14 protein-coding genes are annotated in these 13598 nt (G+C 53.7%); 1 reads left to right on the top strand and 13 read right to left on the bottom strand.

All coding sequences use genetic code 11. The features are described from left to right. Positions 1-110: 110 nt before the first annotated feature. From accC to B212_RS0106355, 11 genes are all read right to left on the bottom strand, one after another. A complete protein-coding gene (accC, locus tag B212_RS0106405; RefSeq protein WP_019909667.1) occupies positions 111-1454 on the bottom strand; it encodes an acetyl-CoA carboxylase biotin carboxylase subunit in 1344 nt (447 codons plus the stop codon). A gap of 56 nt (positions 1455-1510) precedes the next feature. Continuing rightward, entirely contained in the window at positions 1511-2020 is a 510-nt protein-coding gene (gene accB / locus B212_RS0106400; protein WP_019909666.1) for an acetyl-CoA carboxylase biotin carboxyl carrier protein, read from the bottom strand. 207 nt (positions 2021-2227) lie between these two features. Beyond that, the gene (locus B212_RS0106395) at positions 2228-3103 is read right to left on the bottom strand and encodes a SpoIIIAH-like family protein (RefSeq protein WP_019909664.1); all 876 of its coding nucleotides are present in this window, start codon (positions 3101-3103) and stop codon (positions 2228-2230) included. 174 nt (positions 3104-3277) lie between these two features. Then, positions 3278-3919, bottom strand: coding sequence for a stage III sporulation protein AG (gene spoIIIAG / locus B212_RS0106390; RefSeq protein WP_019909663.1), 642 nt, complete (start codon positions 3917-3919; stop codon positions 3278-3280). Positions 3920-3955: 36 nt separating this feature from the next. Then, the gene (locus tag B212_RS33020) at positions 3956-4750 is read right to left on the bottom strand and encodes a stage III sporulation protein AF (protein WP_019909662.1); all 795 of its coding nucleotides are present in this window, start codon (positions 4748-4750) and stop codon (positions 3956-3958) included. A gap of 52 nt (positions 4751-4802) precedes the next feature. Continuing rightward, the gene (gene spoIIIAE, locus B212_RS0106380; protein ID WP_019909660.1) at positions 4803-6053 is read right to left on the bottom strand and encodes a stage III sporulation protein AE; all 1251 of its coding nucleotides are present in this window, start codon (positions 6051-6053) and stop codon (positions 4803-4805) included. Positions 6054-6102: 49 nt separating this feature from the next. Beyond that, on the bottom strand, positions 6103-6492 hold the full coding sequence (gene spoIIIAD / locus B212_RS0106375; protein ID WP_028530650.1) for a stage III sporulation protein AD: 390 nt from the start codon (positions 6490-6492) through the stop codon (positions 6103-6105). 9 nt (positions 6493-6501) lie between these two features. After that, the gene (gene spoIIIAC / locus B212_RS0106370) at positions 6502-6705 is read right to left on the bottom strand and encodes a stage III sporulation protein AC (protein WP_019909657.1); all 204 of its coding nucleotides are present in this window, start codon (positions 6703-6705) and stop codon (positions 6502-6504) included. 13 nt (positions 6706-6718) lie between these two features. Next, positions 6719-7237: a stage III sporulation protein SpoIIIAB gene (gene spoIIIAB, locus B212_RS0106365; protein WP_019909656.1), complete on the bottom strand. Its 519-nt coding sequence runs from the start codon at positions 7235-7237 to the stop codon at positions 6719-6721. Continuing rightward, a complete protein-coding gene (gene spoIIIAA / locus B212_RS0106360; protein ID WP_019909655.1) occupies positions 7230-8231 on the bottom strand; it encodes a stage III sporulation protein AA in 1002 nt (333 codons plus the stop codon). The genes spoIIIAB and spoIIIAA overlap by 8 nt, the downstream gene beginning before the upstream one ends. Before the next feature lie 84 nt (positions 8232-8315). Next, positions 8316-8579: a DUF2619 domain-containing protein gene (locus tag B212_RS0106355; protein WP_019909654.1), complete on the bottom strand. Its 264-nt coding sequence runs from the start codon at positions 8577-8579 to the stop codon at positions 8316-8318. Positions 8580-8869: 290 nt separating this feature from the next. Between B212_RS0106355 and B212_RS0106350 the strand changes: the two genes are divergently transcribed. Then, positions 8870-9736: a YitT family protein gene (locus tag B212_RS0106350; RefSeq protein WP_019909653.1), complete on the top strand. Its 867-nt coding sequence runs from the start codon at positions 8870-8872 to the stop codon at positions 9734-9736. An 85-nt stretch (positions 9737-9821) separates the two neighbouring features. Here B212_RS0106350 and B212_RS0106345 read toward each other — a convergent pair whose 3' ends face one another. After that, a complete protein-coding gene (locus B212_RS0106345) occupies positions 9822-12053 on the bottom strand; it encodes a carboxylesterase/lipase family protein (RefSeq protein WP_019909652.1) in 2232 nt (743 codons plus the stop codon). A 248-nt stretch (positions 12054-12301) separates the two neighbouring features. Next, positions 12302-13555, bottom strand: coding sequence for an aspartate kinase (locus tag B212_RS0106340; protein WP_019909651.1), 1254 nt, complete (start codon positions 13553-13555; stop codon positions 12302-12304). Between the last annotated feature and the right edge of the window lie 43 nt (positions 13556-13598).

The following is a 13598-nucleotide window of genomic DNA, read 5'->3' as shown; positions in this document are numbered from 1 at the left end:
TCACACCTTTCAAAGAAAAAGTTGTTCAAATATTTTAAGCGCAAAGCACGTCTCTTATTAAACATACTATATCATTTGACGAACTTTATGACAAACAAAGCGAGGCCGTCCTAAATTTCATATTCCTCCAGGAATTTAATATCGAAATTCCCGGCTAAGAATACAGGATGCTCCAGCAATTTCTGGTGGAATGAGATCGTGGTATGTATGCCATCCACAGCAAATTCCGAGAGCGCACGCTTCATCTTGGCGACAGCTTCCTGGCGGGTCGGAGCCCAGACAATCAGCTTCGCAATCATCGAGTCATAAAATGGGGAAATCGTATATCCAGGATATGCCGCGCTGTCCACCCGTACACCCAAGCCTCCAGGCGGCAGGTAAAAATTGATCTTGCCTGGCGACGGCATGAAATTCTTCTCCGGATCTTCCGCATTGATGCGGCATTCAATGGACCAGCCATTAATAACGATATCGTCCTGGGTAAATGACAGAGGATTGCCTTCCGCCACAGAAATCATTTCTTTGATTAAGTCAACGCCCGTGACCATCTCGGTCACCGGATGCTCCACTTGAATCCGGGTGTTCATTTCCATGAAATAAAACTGCCCGTCCGGTCCAAGCAGGAACTCCAGCGTGCCCGCGCCCGAGTAATTCACGGCCTGTGCTGCGCGCACAGCCGCCTGGCCCATGGCTTCGCGGATTTCAGGTGTCAGAACAGAGCAGGGCGCTTCTTCAATGAGCTTCTGGCGGCGGCGCTGCACCGAGCAGTCGCGCTCTCCCAGATGAACGACATTGCCGTGTTTATCGGCAATAATCTGAATCTCCACATGCTTCATGCCTGTGAGGAATTTCTCCAGGTACACTCCGGCATTGCCGAAGGCCTTCTGGGCTTCCTGCTGGGCAGCGGTAATCTGCTTCACCAGCGATTCCTCATCCTCGGCAATGCGGATCCCCTTGCCTCCGCCGCCTGCGGTTGCCTTTACGATGATTGGATAGCCGATATCCCGGCCCAGCATTACAGCCTCCTCCACATCACCTACAAGCCCGTCAGAGCCCGGAATAATCGGAACTCCGGCCAGCTTCATGGTTTCTTTGGCGACCGCCTTGTCCCCCATGCGGGTAATAGCGTCTGGTGAAGGGCCGATAAAGGTAATGTTGCAGGATTCACAAATCTCTGCGAAATCCGCATTTTCAGCCAAAAATCCGTAACCCGGATGAACGGCATCGCATTCCGTCAGCGTGGCCACACTCATAATATTGGTAAAGTTCAGATAGCTGTCCTTGGACGGCATCGGACCGATACAGTATGCTTCATCAGCCAGCCGGACATGCAGCGAATCCCGGTCAGGCTCCGAATAGACAGCGACGGTGGAAATGCCCAGCTCACGGCAGGCCCGGATAATGCGGACCGCGATTTCTCCGCGATTGGCAATCAACACTTTTTGAATGTTCATTCGTTTCCTCCCAAAATTTAACGAAGCTTGCAAGCTCCTCTTGATTCTCCCGGCAGTTATTCCGGTCTCACCAGAAACAGCGGCTGGCCGTATTCCACAAGCTGGCCGTCCTCCGCAAGTACAGACACGATTTCGCCTCTCACTTCTGCTTCCAGCTCATTCATCAGCTTCATGGCTTCAATGATGCAGACTGTCGATTTCTCGCTGACCCGGTCGCCTACGCTCACGAAGCTCGAAGCTTCCGGGGAAGCCGCACTGTAGAAGGTCCCTACCATCGGGGAGACGATTTTATGTAACGCGCCTTCAGCGGAAGAAGCCGGGGTATGCTGTACTGCCGGAATCTCGGTGACAACCGGAGATGCTGCATGCTGCGGATTTTGCGGCTGCGGGGCTGGCGTAAAGGGCTGGGCATAAGGAATCGCCTGAATTACCGTTCCATCAGCTTCGGGGCGATCCGGTTTGCGGATAGCCAGCTTCATTCCTTCGCTTTCGATCTCCAGTTCGTGTACGGAGGAGGTCTGGTCCAGCAATTTAATTAATTCCTTAATCTCGCTTAACTTGAACATTTGATCGTTCACTCCTTCAGCTTTCTCTCAAAGCTTGCGATTTCACTTGAATCGCTTTCAGATATCCGCTTCTTACAACACTTATTCTACTTACATTCCCAGATAACTTTATGTATTATATCATAAACGCTAGAAATGGAAAGAGCCCGGGATAACCCGAGCCCTTTCGGCAAATTCTTCTATTTTATCCAGCGGTATATTGCAGTATTATTGCTCGGATACATATTGGACCCGGATCTTATCCTGCGTGATGCTAAGCTCCTTCATAACAAGATCAACGATTCCGACAGCCTGCTTCACATCAAGCTTATTGCTTTGGACCACAACGGTATACGTATTGCCGGACTCCTCCTTGACAATCGCTTGACCGTATTTTTGCTGAAGCTTCTCTTCGATTCCAGTAATTTTGGATTCTTTTTCCTCCAGCTTGCTGAGCTGTTCCTTGGCAACCGCATTTTCAGCCGGGGTCTTATCCATGTCATTAATCACAGCGAGCAGATCATTGTAGTCCTTCAGATTCTGTTGTTCGCGATCATAGAGATAATTGTTGAACATGCTGCTGGCCGATACGCTTTGGGAGGCGACTTCGTCCAGAATTGCAGCATCGTCTTTTGCCGGAGTCTTCCCGGTATTGGCTGCGGCGGTATCTTTAGTATCTTTTGAGCTGTCAGCGGCAGTTTTTTTATCTTCTTTGGATTTGTTAGCGGCATCCGCCGTTTTGCCTGTATCCTCTGTAACGGTATTAGCAGCGGTTTTTCCGGCATCTGCAGTGGAGCTGTCTTTAGCAGCCGCAGCAGCCTTATCATCAGCGGAAGCCGTCTGCTTGCTGTCATCTGTACCGGCCCCGTTACTGCCTGCATCGGCGCTGACCCCTTGTGTAGCCACTTCGTTAACAACCAATCCACTGTCAAGAGCGGGGGACTGCGCCCCATCCTCGCCCTTCAGAGTGTCAACTTGAACGCTGCCCGCTGTTTCTTTTGGAAGGGAGGCTCCTGTGTCTTCCGTGAATAAGTAGTAGGCGGAGAGCACCACCATCAAGCTGAGCATGGAAACCAACCAAATTGTTTGTCTTTTGCCCTTCATTTTTTATTCCTCCTCAAAGTTTTGTTAGCATACGCTTCGTGAATCCGCTTCGCAAAACTGGCTTCGGAAGCATACGCTTAGTTTTGTTAGCATCTACTGCCATGAACCTGCTTCGCAAAACCGGCTCCGGAAGCATACGCTTAGTTTCGTTTAGCTGCCTGTTATGCGGGCTTGCTATTCCTGCTTGCGCGGAACTACGGAAATGCGGTAGCCCGGCACGTTCAGGCCTTTTTCGATTGCCTGTTCTATGAGTCCGCGGACGACTTTGTTCTCCGCTCCCTTGGCGACAACCAGCACGCCGCGCACCTGGGGTTTAATCCGTTTGGTAATGATCGGGGTTTCGTTGCCTGACTGGCTGTAAGTGACAATCTCGCCATCCCTGGTGTACTGGGTGGTATGCCGCTTGCCGCCGCTGGCATCCGTCTCTTCGCTCTGCTGCTGCGAATCGTTCATGTTCCGCTGTACAACAACTTCCTCTGTGGAATCCACTGTGACCATAATGTCCACTGTGCCGACACCGACGATTTTTTCCAGGATTTCCTTTGTACGGTCCTCCAATGCCTGTTCTATGCTGTCAAAAGAATCTGAGGCTGTGCCACCCTGCTGCAAGGCCGACTGCGAGCTTTCTACCGGCGGCGGCTCACGCCCCGTATTCTCGCTGTCCAGCTTCTTCACATTCACAAAGGAGTTGAACAGCATGATCGCTACGCCGAGCAGTCCGAGGATGATTAGCCAGCGGAAGGTATGACTCCGCTTAGCACTGCCGGACCCGCCGCCTCCTGCCCATTGCTCCAATTTTTTCAGCCATTTGCCCATCTCTTATCCCTCCTGCGGTAACGCTGTAGGTAAATCTTATAATTTCGCTGCACCGGTTCCGCTGCTCTTCACCTCAATCACTTTCCGGTCCAGATTCCAATTCTGCTCCAGCAGCTTGATGATCGACTCGGTTTGACCGGTGTCTGTACCGGCCCCCGCAGTGCCGCTGCCGTTATCCGCCGAACCCTCGGAGGTTGCCCGGGATGCGCCATCCGCTTCCTGGCCGGCGCCAACGTTAACCTGTACCGGTGCCACCGGCGTAATAACAATCGGCTCTGAAGCGGCTGATCCGGCAGTAGCGCCGGAAGCTCCCCCGTTGCCGCTGCCTGCTCCGGCAGCCGGAACCGCCGCCGGCAGGGCGACGGTCACCGAGGCGATCACGGGAACCAATTCTCCCCCAAGGCCGACTTGGGATTTCCCCATGCCCAGTGTTACTGTGACCTTGGCTCCCTGTACGCCAGTGCTGGAAGCGATCTGATCCCGCATCTGTCCAGCCACCTCTTCCGCAGCAAGCTTCAGGCTTTGCTCTTGCGCACCTGCTGCCAGCATCCTGCCGTCCGCCAGAATCTTCTCCAGGGAACCGGCGCCCTTTCCTGCTCCTGACAGCCATCCGCCGTCCTTCTCCTGCTGCTTCATGGCCAGACTCAGCTCTCCTGTGGCATCCCCCTTCAGCATGGACACGATTGGGCTCAGTATGGTCATTAGCACCAGCAGGCTAAGCACCAGCCTGGCGTAACGCTCCATGGATTTGCTCGGCAGCAGCATTTCCACGAAAGCAGCCATCAGCACCACCAGAATAAGTTCCCGCAGCCACCCGCCCAACCAGGTCATCGTTGTACCTCCTAAAGGTTTTGTAAGCCCCCGAAAGACCAAATCCTCCGCCTCACCTCATCATGACGGTGACATTGCCGGCGGTCAGCATTATCGTGACGGCCAGGAAGAACATCAGCGATACGGCAGCCAGCGCTGCGAAGACGTAGATCATGCTTTTGCCGATGGTCTGCAGACAGGACACAATCGGCGTCTCTCCCAAAGGCTGCATCACGGCGGCCGCCACGTTGTAGATCAAGGCGAGCACCAGTATTTTAATGGCCGGAAAAGCGCACAGGAATAAAATGATAATGACGCCCGATAGCCCGATGGCATTCTTCACCAGGAGCGACGCCGAAATGACGGTATCGGTAGCGTCCGCGAACATTTTGCCGATGACCGGCACGAAATTTCCTGATATATATTTGGCGGCGCGGATGGTTACTCCGTCCGTCACCGAGCTGGTAATCCCCCTAACGGAGATCACGCCAAGGAACACGGTCAGCAGCACCCCCAGCAGTCCGGCTCCGACATTGCGCAGCAGATTGGCGAGCTGGGTCAGCTTGTATTTATCCGACATCGCGCTCACCAGATGCAGCACCGCCGAGAAGAACAGCAGCGGAAAAACTATGGTATGAATGAGCGAACCCACAGTGTGGATCATGAAGACAATCAGCGGATGGGTGACGGATACCGTGACGATATTTCCCATGGAGGCCAGCAGGGCGAACAGCAGCGGAATCATCGCCATCATGAAGTCGATCATCCGGTCGATAGCATCCTTGGCATAGCCGATAGCGATATTGAAGCTGTTGACGGCAATGACCAGCACCACCATGTAGCAGAGCATGTAGGCGATTTTACTGACGGATTTACGTTCAAAAGCGGTCTGCAGCGTCTCCAGAATCATACTGAGCACGCTGATCATTACAATCGTGACCAGCAGCTTACCGTTGTACAGCACCTCATGCCACATAAAGGATGTAAGCCCGGACAGGATGCTCTTGAAGCTCAGGCCGTTATCGCCCGGCAGAAGCATATCCATAAGCGAAGGCGTTTTGCCGTCCGGAAAAAATCCCCCGTAATCCTTCATCAGTTGATCCCAGTACGATTCCACTTCACCTGTGGGCAGGTTCTGCACCTGGCCTTTTACCCACTGGTCAACCGGGGAGGAGGAGCCTCCCTGGCTTGAGGGCTGCGGAGAAGGAGACGGGGCTGCTCCGGCAGCCAATGCGGTTCCTGAGCACCACAGCAGCAGCAGACAAGGCAGAAGCAGCAGGATCGTTTTAAGTTTTGGAGGGCGAAAAATGAGACGCGCCTGCATACCTTTTCCTCCCGCCTCCGAATTTGGTTACCTTCTTATGTCTCACGGGTCAAGCGGGCAGAAGCTTCATCACCGTTTCGATAATAATGCTGATGATCGGCACGGCCAGCACCATGATCAGCACTTTGCCTGCCAGCTCAATCTTCGAGGCAATCGACTCCTGCCCGGCATCGCGCACAATCTGCGCCCCGAACTCTGCGATATAGGAAATCCCGATGATTTTGAACACGGTTTTGATATAGATCATTTCCATCCCGGAAGACTCAGCCACCCGCTCCAGCGTCCCCAGAACCGTTCCGATTTTGCCGATCAGGAAGAGGAAGATCAGAATGCCGGCGGCGGTGGTCAGCAGGAAGGCGAACATCGGCTTTTGTTCCTTCAGGACAAGGATCAGGACGGTCGACAAGAGCCCAATTCCCACCACTTGAATAATTTCCATAGCCTTGGCCTATTGAAAAAGAAAAATGGATTTGATTTCATGCAGCAGGCCGTCCAGCATGCGGATGACCATAAAGAGCACGATGATAAAGCCGACAATCGTTACCCAGTGGGCGATTTCTTCTTTTCCCATCTGCTTAAGCACCGTGTGGATCATGGCAATGATGATGCCGATGCCGGCAATCTGAAAGATCGCGTTGACTTCAATATTCATTCCTGGCACCTCGCTAAAAGATCAATATGACGATCAATGCTCCAAGCAGCAGACCCAGGCTTTTGCTCATTTTTTCATATTTGCCCTGATCTTCTCTGGCCACTGTCTCCTCCTGCTTCAACTGCTGCAAAGCCAGCTTAATATGAGTGCTCTGATTCGACCTGTCGCTGGTGCCCAGCGTGCAGCTAAGCTGCCGGAGAATTTCCTTCTCCGTTCCTTTCAGGGAGGCCGCCCTCCAATGGGCATCCATCGCCTTGCGAATCGCCTCTTCGGCGCTGCGGTCCAGCGGCGGACTCATCTCCGCGGCGGCTGTGAGGAAAAAGGCCTGCAGCGGCTCCTTCGACTGCTGCCCGATCCGGCGGAGCGCCTCCGGCAGCGGGGTGAAGCCGTACTGGATTTCAGTCTCCAGCCGCTGCAGCGCTGCAATGAGGCCTCTGATGTGCCTGGGCCGGTCAGCGTATTGTGCAGCCCTTTTGAACCCCGCCAGCGTAGCGGCCAGTACAATTAACACGGCTCCGAACAGTTTAAGCATGGCGGTCACCGCCCAGCCGTTCCTCGGGCGAGACCAGCAGCAGCCCGCGCTTCTGCCCGTCCAGAATGCGGAAGGACAGCCCCTTCTCAGTGCGGTGGAGAATGACATAACGCTCGAACATCCGGTGCTCCAGCAGTCCCCCCAGGGCGGGCCGCCGGGCCAGCTCGGACACCTCCTTGCCATGGGCCGAAGCGACAACCGTAATACCGGCATGCAGCGCTTCGGTTACAGCTTCGGCGTCCTCAGCACGGCCGATTTCATCCGCGATGAGCACATCGGGCGAGAGTGAGCGGATCATCATCATCATGCCTTCGGCTTTGGGACAGCCGTCGAGGATGTCCGTCCGCGGGCCGACATCAAAAGCGGGTATCCCCCGGCGGCTGCCCGCGATTTCCGAGCGCTCATCGACGATGCCGACCTTCAGTCCCGGCCGGATGCCCTCGCGCCCGCTTCCTCCTGCGGAGATCTGCCGGGCGAGATCGCGCAGCAGCGTGGTTTTGCCGTGCTGCGGAGGGGAGAGGATCAGCGTATGCAGCATCCGCTGCTGTCCCCTGTCGAAGAGGTAGGGCAGCACAGCGTCGGCAATGCCGGGCATCTCGCGGGCAATCCGGACATTGAAGCCGGTGATGTCCCGCAGATGCTCCACGCCTCCGCCGCTCAGCACAGTCCGGCCTGAGAGGCCGATCCGGTGACCGCCGGGAATCGTGATGAACCCTTTGCGCAGCTCTTCTTCCATCGTATAGAGCGAATGATTGCTGATCAGGTCAAGGAGCCGGTGTGTATCCTCCCGGTCCGGCTTGTACGCTTCTTCGGGTCTTATCGTCAGACCTTTGTCCGTGCCGAGAAAATGGTATTTGCCGCCGGAATAATTAATTTCCAGCGGACGCCCTTCGCGGACGCGGATTTCCTCCACCTTGTCCAGCAGCGAAGCCGGGAGGGCGCTTAGCAGCGCTCTTACTTTTTCGGGAAACAACAGCAGCCAGTCATTTGCCATACAAAGTACCCCCAAGTTGTCCTCATCTGTAAATAGCTTTAATCCATATTTATGCTTGTACGTGATCTTTATGACTATCATCTATCATTTTTTTAGAATTCCGATTAAGAGAAAAGCTACCCCGCAGCCAATCCAGCCCAGCTTGCCCCACGACAGCTCCTGTGCCATCCCCGTCAGTCCTACCGCTGTGGTCAAAACCAGAATAGTAGGTCCAACCAGCGCCAGCCCGGAATTGACCGCCAGCGCCTTATCCACCTGATTCAGCTTCAGCATGAGCAGCGCCGCCATGATCTCCACACTGCCCGAGAGCAGCCGCAGCGTTGCCATCCAGCTCACATACTTGTCCAATCCGCTTCACTCCTTTTCCGCCAATCTATCGGCTGATAACCATAGATATGCAGCTCAGGAGCACTTTAGACAACAAGAAATAGGCGGTTATGCCAAGCTGTGAAAGAAATCATAGTGATTCCCTCTATAAAAAAATATCATCGGTATGATAAAATAAACTTTGCACTTATCATGTAAGACGATCTGGAAAATATAAGGTCCGTCTGTTGGACAAACTAAACGCACCTGATATTTTCAAGCAGCATCCAAATCGTAGATAAAGACATCGGGAAGAAGAGGGGATTTTTGTCATGCAGGTTCGTAATTTCGTAGTGCCGCTCGTTTCAGGAACGGTAGCCAAGCAGGTTAAGGAAGTCGCCATTATCATTATCTCGGCATTTCTGCTTGCAAGCGGGCTTCGCCTGTTCCTCATTCCGCATCAGCTTCTCAGCGGCGGTGTGGCGGGAACGGCATCGGTCATTGGTTATTTAACAAATCCAAAGTACATTTCGTTGTATTATTTCGGCATCAACCTGCCGATCCTGATCTGGGGTTTTGTAGCCGTAGGGAAAAAATACATCTGCTATAGTCTGCTGTCTGTCGTGTCCACCACCTGGTTTCTGAACATCATTCCTTTGGTCAAGCTGACCAAGGACCCGATTCTGGCAAGCATCTTCGGGGGTGTCATCATCGCCGGGGGCGTCGGCTTCTCGCTTCGCGCAGGGGGGTCTTCCGGGGGATTTGACATTCTGGGCTCCATCATTACCCGCAAGCGGGATATTCCGATGGGCTCGGTGCTCTTCGTAATGGATGGGCTGGTTATCCTGAGCTTGGGTTTCTTCAAAAGCTGGGACTCCGCCCTGTACGCCATGCTCTGTATCTTTGTCAAAAGCCGTGTGGTCGACATGATTCATATCCGCCACATCAAGCTGACCTGCTTCATCGTCACGAAGGAGCGGGACAAGATGCTGAACCGTCTCAACCGCCTGCCGCACGGGGTCACCGTGGTTAACGCTGAGGGCGGGTACAGCCATGAAGGCAACACCATGCTTATGACGGTAACCACCCGCTACGAACTGGCCGAGCTTAGAAAAACGATCCTGGAAACCGATCCCAAATCCTTTGTCAACGTATTGGAAACGGTAGAGATTCTTGGGCGGTTCAAACGGCTGGGCTAGCTTTCACAATCTACAACGCAAAGAGGACAAGCATTTTCGCTTGTCCTCTTTCTTTTCTGATTGCATTACGGATTGATCAGATCGACTATTCCCAGAAGAAACGGCCTGCAAACACTTTTTCAGTCAACAGCCTGTAGGTTTCTTCATTTAATTCCTTCTTCATCTTGGCCAGCACAGCTTCCTTGCCCTCATAGTATTGCGCGGACATACCGATTTCGGCCTTGCTATTGCTGGCATCCAGGCGCATTATCGGCGTTTTCGCTTCCTTCATCCACGGTGTCCATGCCGCCAGTTCACTTGACCCTCCGTTGCCCGGGCTGCCTGTATAGAGGAACTGTTTCAGGTAAGCAGCCGTAGCAGCAGACAACTCTTCACGGCCCGGCTTGTTGGCTTCACTAAAGTAGCCTTGCGGGAAATAGGCTGCAATCCCTGCCGCATGACCGGTGTAGAAATCCATATCCGCTCCATGCGGCGCACCGAGCAGCGTCCGCAAATTATCGGAAATGACTCCAGGCTGTGTCCCCCAGGCGAACCGGTATGCGTAGACCGGAGGCTGCCCCGCTACTTTAGTAAGGCGTTCTGCAACCCGCTCTGCATTAAATCCTGCATAGGCCTCACTTCCATATTTTAGCGCTGCTTCATATTGGGCGAGTTTGACGGAATCAGCAGCCAGTGAGCCATCATTAATGGAAGCGGAGAAATTCGGATCTCCGAAAGCAAATGCTGCAAATTCTGTATCCAGACTGCCCAGCAGTACAGGTACTTTAACGTAATTTCCGCTGTCCAGGGCGGAGAAGCCTTCCTTCGGAATTACAGTTCCGTCACGGAACAGATGCGGGAAAGGCTCCATACGGATGGCCGTCGAACCGAACACCTTTACCAGCTTGTCAGCAGGAACCCCCCGCAGGTAATCTTCCAGTTGGGCCTTGCTTTGCTTGCTGATCCAGGCTGCAGCTTCTTCCGCAGTTGCCGCTTTTCCCTCTTCGATAAGCAGCTTCGAAATTGCCTCAGCCGATTTCGTCTCTCCTTCTGCCGGAGCGGCCGTGGTCAGCCCTCCGCTGAAGGCAATAGCTTTCTGAAATAAGCCTTTCCCGAGGGGAGAGATCAGTGCAGCAAGCACATCCCGCGCCCCAGCCGACTGCCCGGCCAGAGTCACATTACCTGTGTCGCCGCCAAATCCTCCGATATTCTCCTGCACCCATGTAAGGGCTTCGAACGCATCCAAGAGTCCGTAGTTGCCGGAATCATCAAGAGCGTTGCCGGTAGCAAGTGCCGCATTCTTGAAGAACCCAAGCGCTCCAAGCCGATAGTTGACCGAAATAATGATGCTGTTCGTGTTCCGGGCGAGCTGTTCTCCCTGAAAATCCTTTCCTGATCCGGTCATATTACCGCCACCGTGCAGGAATACCATGACAGGCAGCTTGGAGCTGGTGGTATTTGGCCGCCAAATATTGAGATAGAGTGAATCTTCACTGCCCGCTGTTCCTTTGCCGGATATCTGCAGGCTGTTCGCGGCAAATGCCTTGGCCGATCTGGTTTCTGTCCATGCCTCCGGCTTGCGCGGCGCTTTCCAGCGTAACTCGCCAACCGGCGGCTTGGCATAAGGAACTCCCAGCCAGCCCAGCGTCCCGTACACTTCATAGGTTACGCCTTCGATAGGCCCATACTTGGTCTGCTGTAAGGTCTGTGGAACGAAGGCTTTGTTCTGCTTGTGCTTTGTCCAGCTCTGCTCCAGTGTTCCTTGTCCGCTTTTAAGCTGAACTCCCAGTGCTTGAGCGGTAGCCTCTGCCATCTGCCGGTTCGTCAGCTCGCCAGATACCTGAAGCGCTTTCATTCCTTTGCCGACCGCAACAGCAGCGGCTTCCCCCGGCTTGTAATCTGTACCTGATTCATAACCCAGCGCTTTGAGCAGCACCCCCGCAAAAACTTCGGCCGTAACCGGGGCGCCTGGCTCAAACCGGTCATTTGCTGCCAAACTCCCCTGTAAATATGGTTGCTGCTTCAGATATCCAACAACGCTCTCGAGGTGCTTGCCAGCTTGTGAAGCATCTGCATAAGTATCCGTACCCTGATAGGCAAGTGCCTCTTCTTCAAGCCCGACCAGCCGCAAGTAAAGCACTGCCGCCTGAATTTTTGTCGCCTTGGTCCCCAGATAAGCCGCATTGACCCCCTGACCACTGCCGCGAATCAGTTCGGCCTTGACCAGTTTATCCACTGCGGAGGAAGATGAGGCGGAGCTTGCCGCATGGACCGGCAAACCTGACACGCATAAGCTCAGAATTGCTGCTGCTGCAATGGAACGTTTGATTTTTTTCATGTTTTTAACCCCTCGCTGCCTGTTATTTGTGAATATATATAAAAAAACCTGAATCGAAGGCAGAAAGACATCGCATAAGCATTGTCTTCTGTCATCAATCCAGGTTTTGCCTAATAAAGTAACAACCCTGTTTATAAAAGAATATTAGCACGGAATGTAAGCGATTGCAATGATTTGTGCCGATAAACTTGTTGATCACGCAAATGACCCCCGCAGCCCTCGGCTGCAGGGGAGGATTATGCGGCAGATTACCTGCGGTCCTTAGGACCTCCGACAAAAGCCTGCTCTTCCGTATCCAGATTGTAGGCGGTGTGAAGCGACTGGATGATCTGTTGCAGATTTGCGGAATCAATCACACAGGAAACCTTGATTTCAGAGGTGCTGACCATCTTGATGCTAACGCCCTCATTGGAAATTACCTCGAACATTTGCGCGGCTACGCCGGGATGGCTGACCATGCCCGCTCCCACGATGGATACCTTGACCAGATTATCCTCAGAGGTCACTTCACGGTAAGGCAGCACGCTGTGCAGCCCCTCGATAACCTCCTTGGCATGAGCCAGCTCACTCAGCGCCACCGTGAAGGAGAAGTCCGCTTTATCATTCTGTACGCCGCTTTGCACGATAATATCGACGTCCACACCTTCTTGAGCCAGCTTGCCGAATACCTGAGCGAGCACCCCCGGCTCATCAGGCACTCCCAGAATACTGATCCGTGCCACATTTTTGTCATAAGCGATTCCGCTAACTACGACACCCTGCTCCATGCTTGCTTCCTCCTTCACAACAGTACCTTCATTATGATTAAAGCTTGATCTGACGACCAGCTTCACTTGATATCGTTTGGCATATTCCACGGCACGCGGATGAAGCACAGCCGCACCGAGATTGGCCAGCTCCAGCATCTCATCATAAGAAATTTCCTTCAGCTTGCGCGCGGTCTTCACGATGCGCGGATCTGTGGAATAAATGCCGTCCACGTCGGTATAGATTTCGCAGACATCCGCATTGATCGCTGCGGCCAGCGCTACCGCTGTAGTATCGGAGCCGCCACGGCCCAGAGTCGTAATCTCGCCATCCACGGTCATCCCCTGAAAACCGGCAACTATGACAATCTGCCCGCGCTCCAGCGAATCCAGAACCCGCTGCGGGAGGATTTCATTAATCCGTGCCCGGCCATGCGTCTCATCCGTCCGGAAGCCGGCCTGCCAGCCCGTATAGGACACAGCGTTACGCCCAATCCCGTGCAGGGCGATGGAAAGGAGTGCGACGGAGATTTGCTCTCCTGTAGTCATCAGCATATCCATTTCACGCGCGGGCGGCTGCCCGTTCAGCTTCTTCGCCTGATCAATCAAGTCATCCGTGGTATCTCCCATAGCGGATACAACCACAACGCAGCGGTGCCCCTCATCCTGCTTATCTGCGATGCGCCCGGCGACACGTTTCATTCGTTCAATGTCGCCAACGGAGCTGCCTCCGAATTTCATGACATAAAGTGACAAAGTCTCATTCACTCCCTATTTCGGTCTATGTAGTTGCTCTAAT

Origin of the sequence: Paenibacillus sp. HW567 (assembly GCF_000374185.1) — a bacterium.
Taxonomy (GTDB): Bacteria; Bacillota; Bacilli; order Paenibacillales; family Paenibacillaceae; genus Paenibacillus_AQ.
The sequence above is the reverse complement of the archived record's forward strand: the minus strand, read 5'-3'. Positions and strand labels throughout refer to the sequence as shown.

Bases quoted from the DNA above. Each gene is read 5' to 3' on its own strand.
- B212_RS0106395 (WP_019909664.1), bottom strand. From the start codon at position 3,103: ATGAAGGGCAAAAGACAAACAATTTGGTTGGTTTCCATGCTCAGCTTG.
- spoIIIAE (WP_019909660.1), bottom strand. From the start codon at position 6,053: ATGCAGGCGCGTCTCATTTTTCGCCCTCCAAAACTTAAAACGATCCTG.
- spoIIIAA (WP_019909655.1), bottom strand. From the start codon at position 8,231: ATGGCAAATGACTGGCTGCTGTTGTTTCCCGAAAAAGTAAGAGCGCTG.
- spoIIIAC (WP_019909657.1), bottom strand. From the start codon at position 6,705: ATGAATATTGAAGTCAACGCGATCTTTCAGATTGCCGGCATCGGCATC.
- B212_RS0106345 (WP_019909652.1), bottom strand. From the start codon at position 12,053: ATGAAAAAAATCAAACGTTCCATTGCAGCAGCAGCAATTCTGAGCTTA.
- accB (WP_019909666.1), bottom strand. From the start codon at position 2,020: ATGTTCAAGTTAAGCGAGATTAAGGAATTAATTAAATTGCTGGACCAG.
- B212_RS33020 (WP_019909662.1), bottom strand. From the start codon at position 4,750: ATGACCTGGTTGGGCGGGTGGCTGCGGGAACTTATTCTGGTGGTGCTG.
- accC (WP_019909667.1), bottom strand. From the start codon at position 1,454: ATGAACATTCAAAAAGTGTTGATTGCCAATCGCGGAGAAATCGCGGTC.
- B212_RS0106350 (WP_019909653.1), top strand. From the start codon at position 8,870: ATGCAGGTTCGTAATTTCGTAGTGCCGCTCGTTTCAGGAACGGTAGCC.
- spoIIIAD (WP_028530650.1), bottom strand. From the start codon at position 6,492: ATGGAAATTATTCAAGTGGTGGGAATTGGGCTCTTGTCGACCGTCCTG.
- spoIIIAG (WP_019909663.1), bottom strand. From the start codon at position 3,919: ATGGGCAAATGGCTGAAAAAATTGGAGCAATGGGCAGGAGGCGGCGGG.
- spoIIIAB (WP_019909656.1), bottom strand. From the start codon at position 7,237: ATGCTTAAACTGTTCGGAGCCGTGTTAATTGTACTGGCCGCTACGCTG.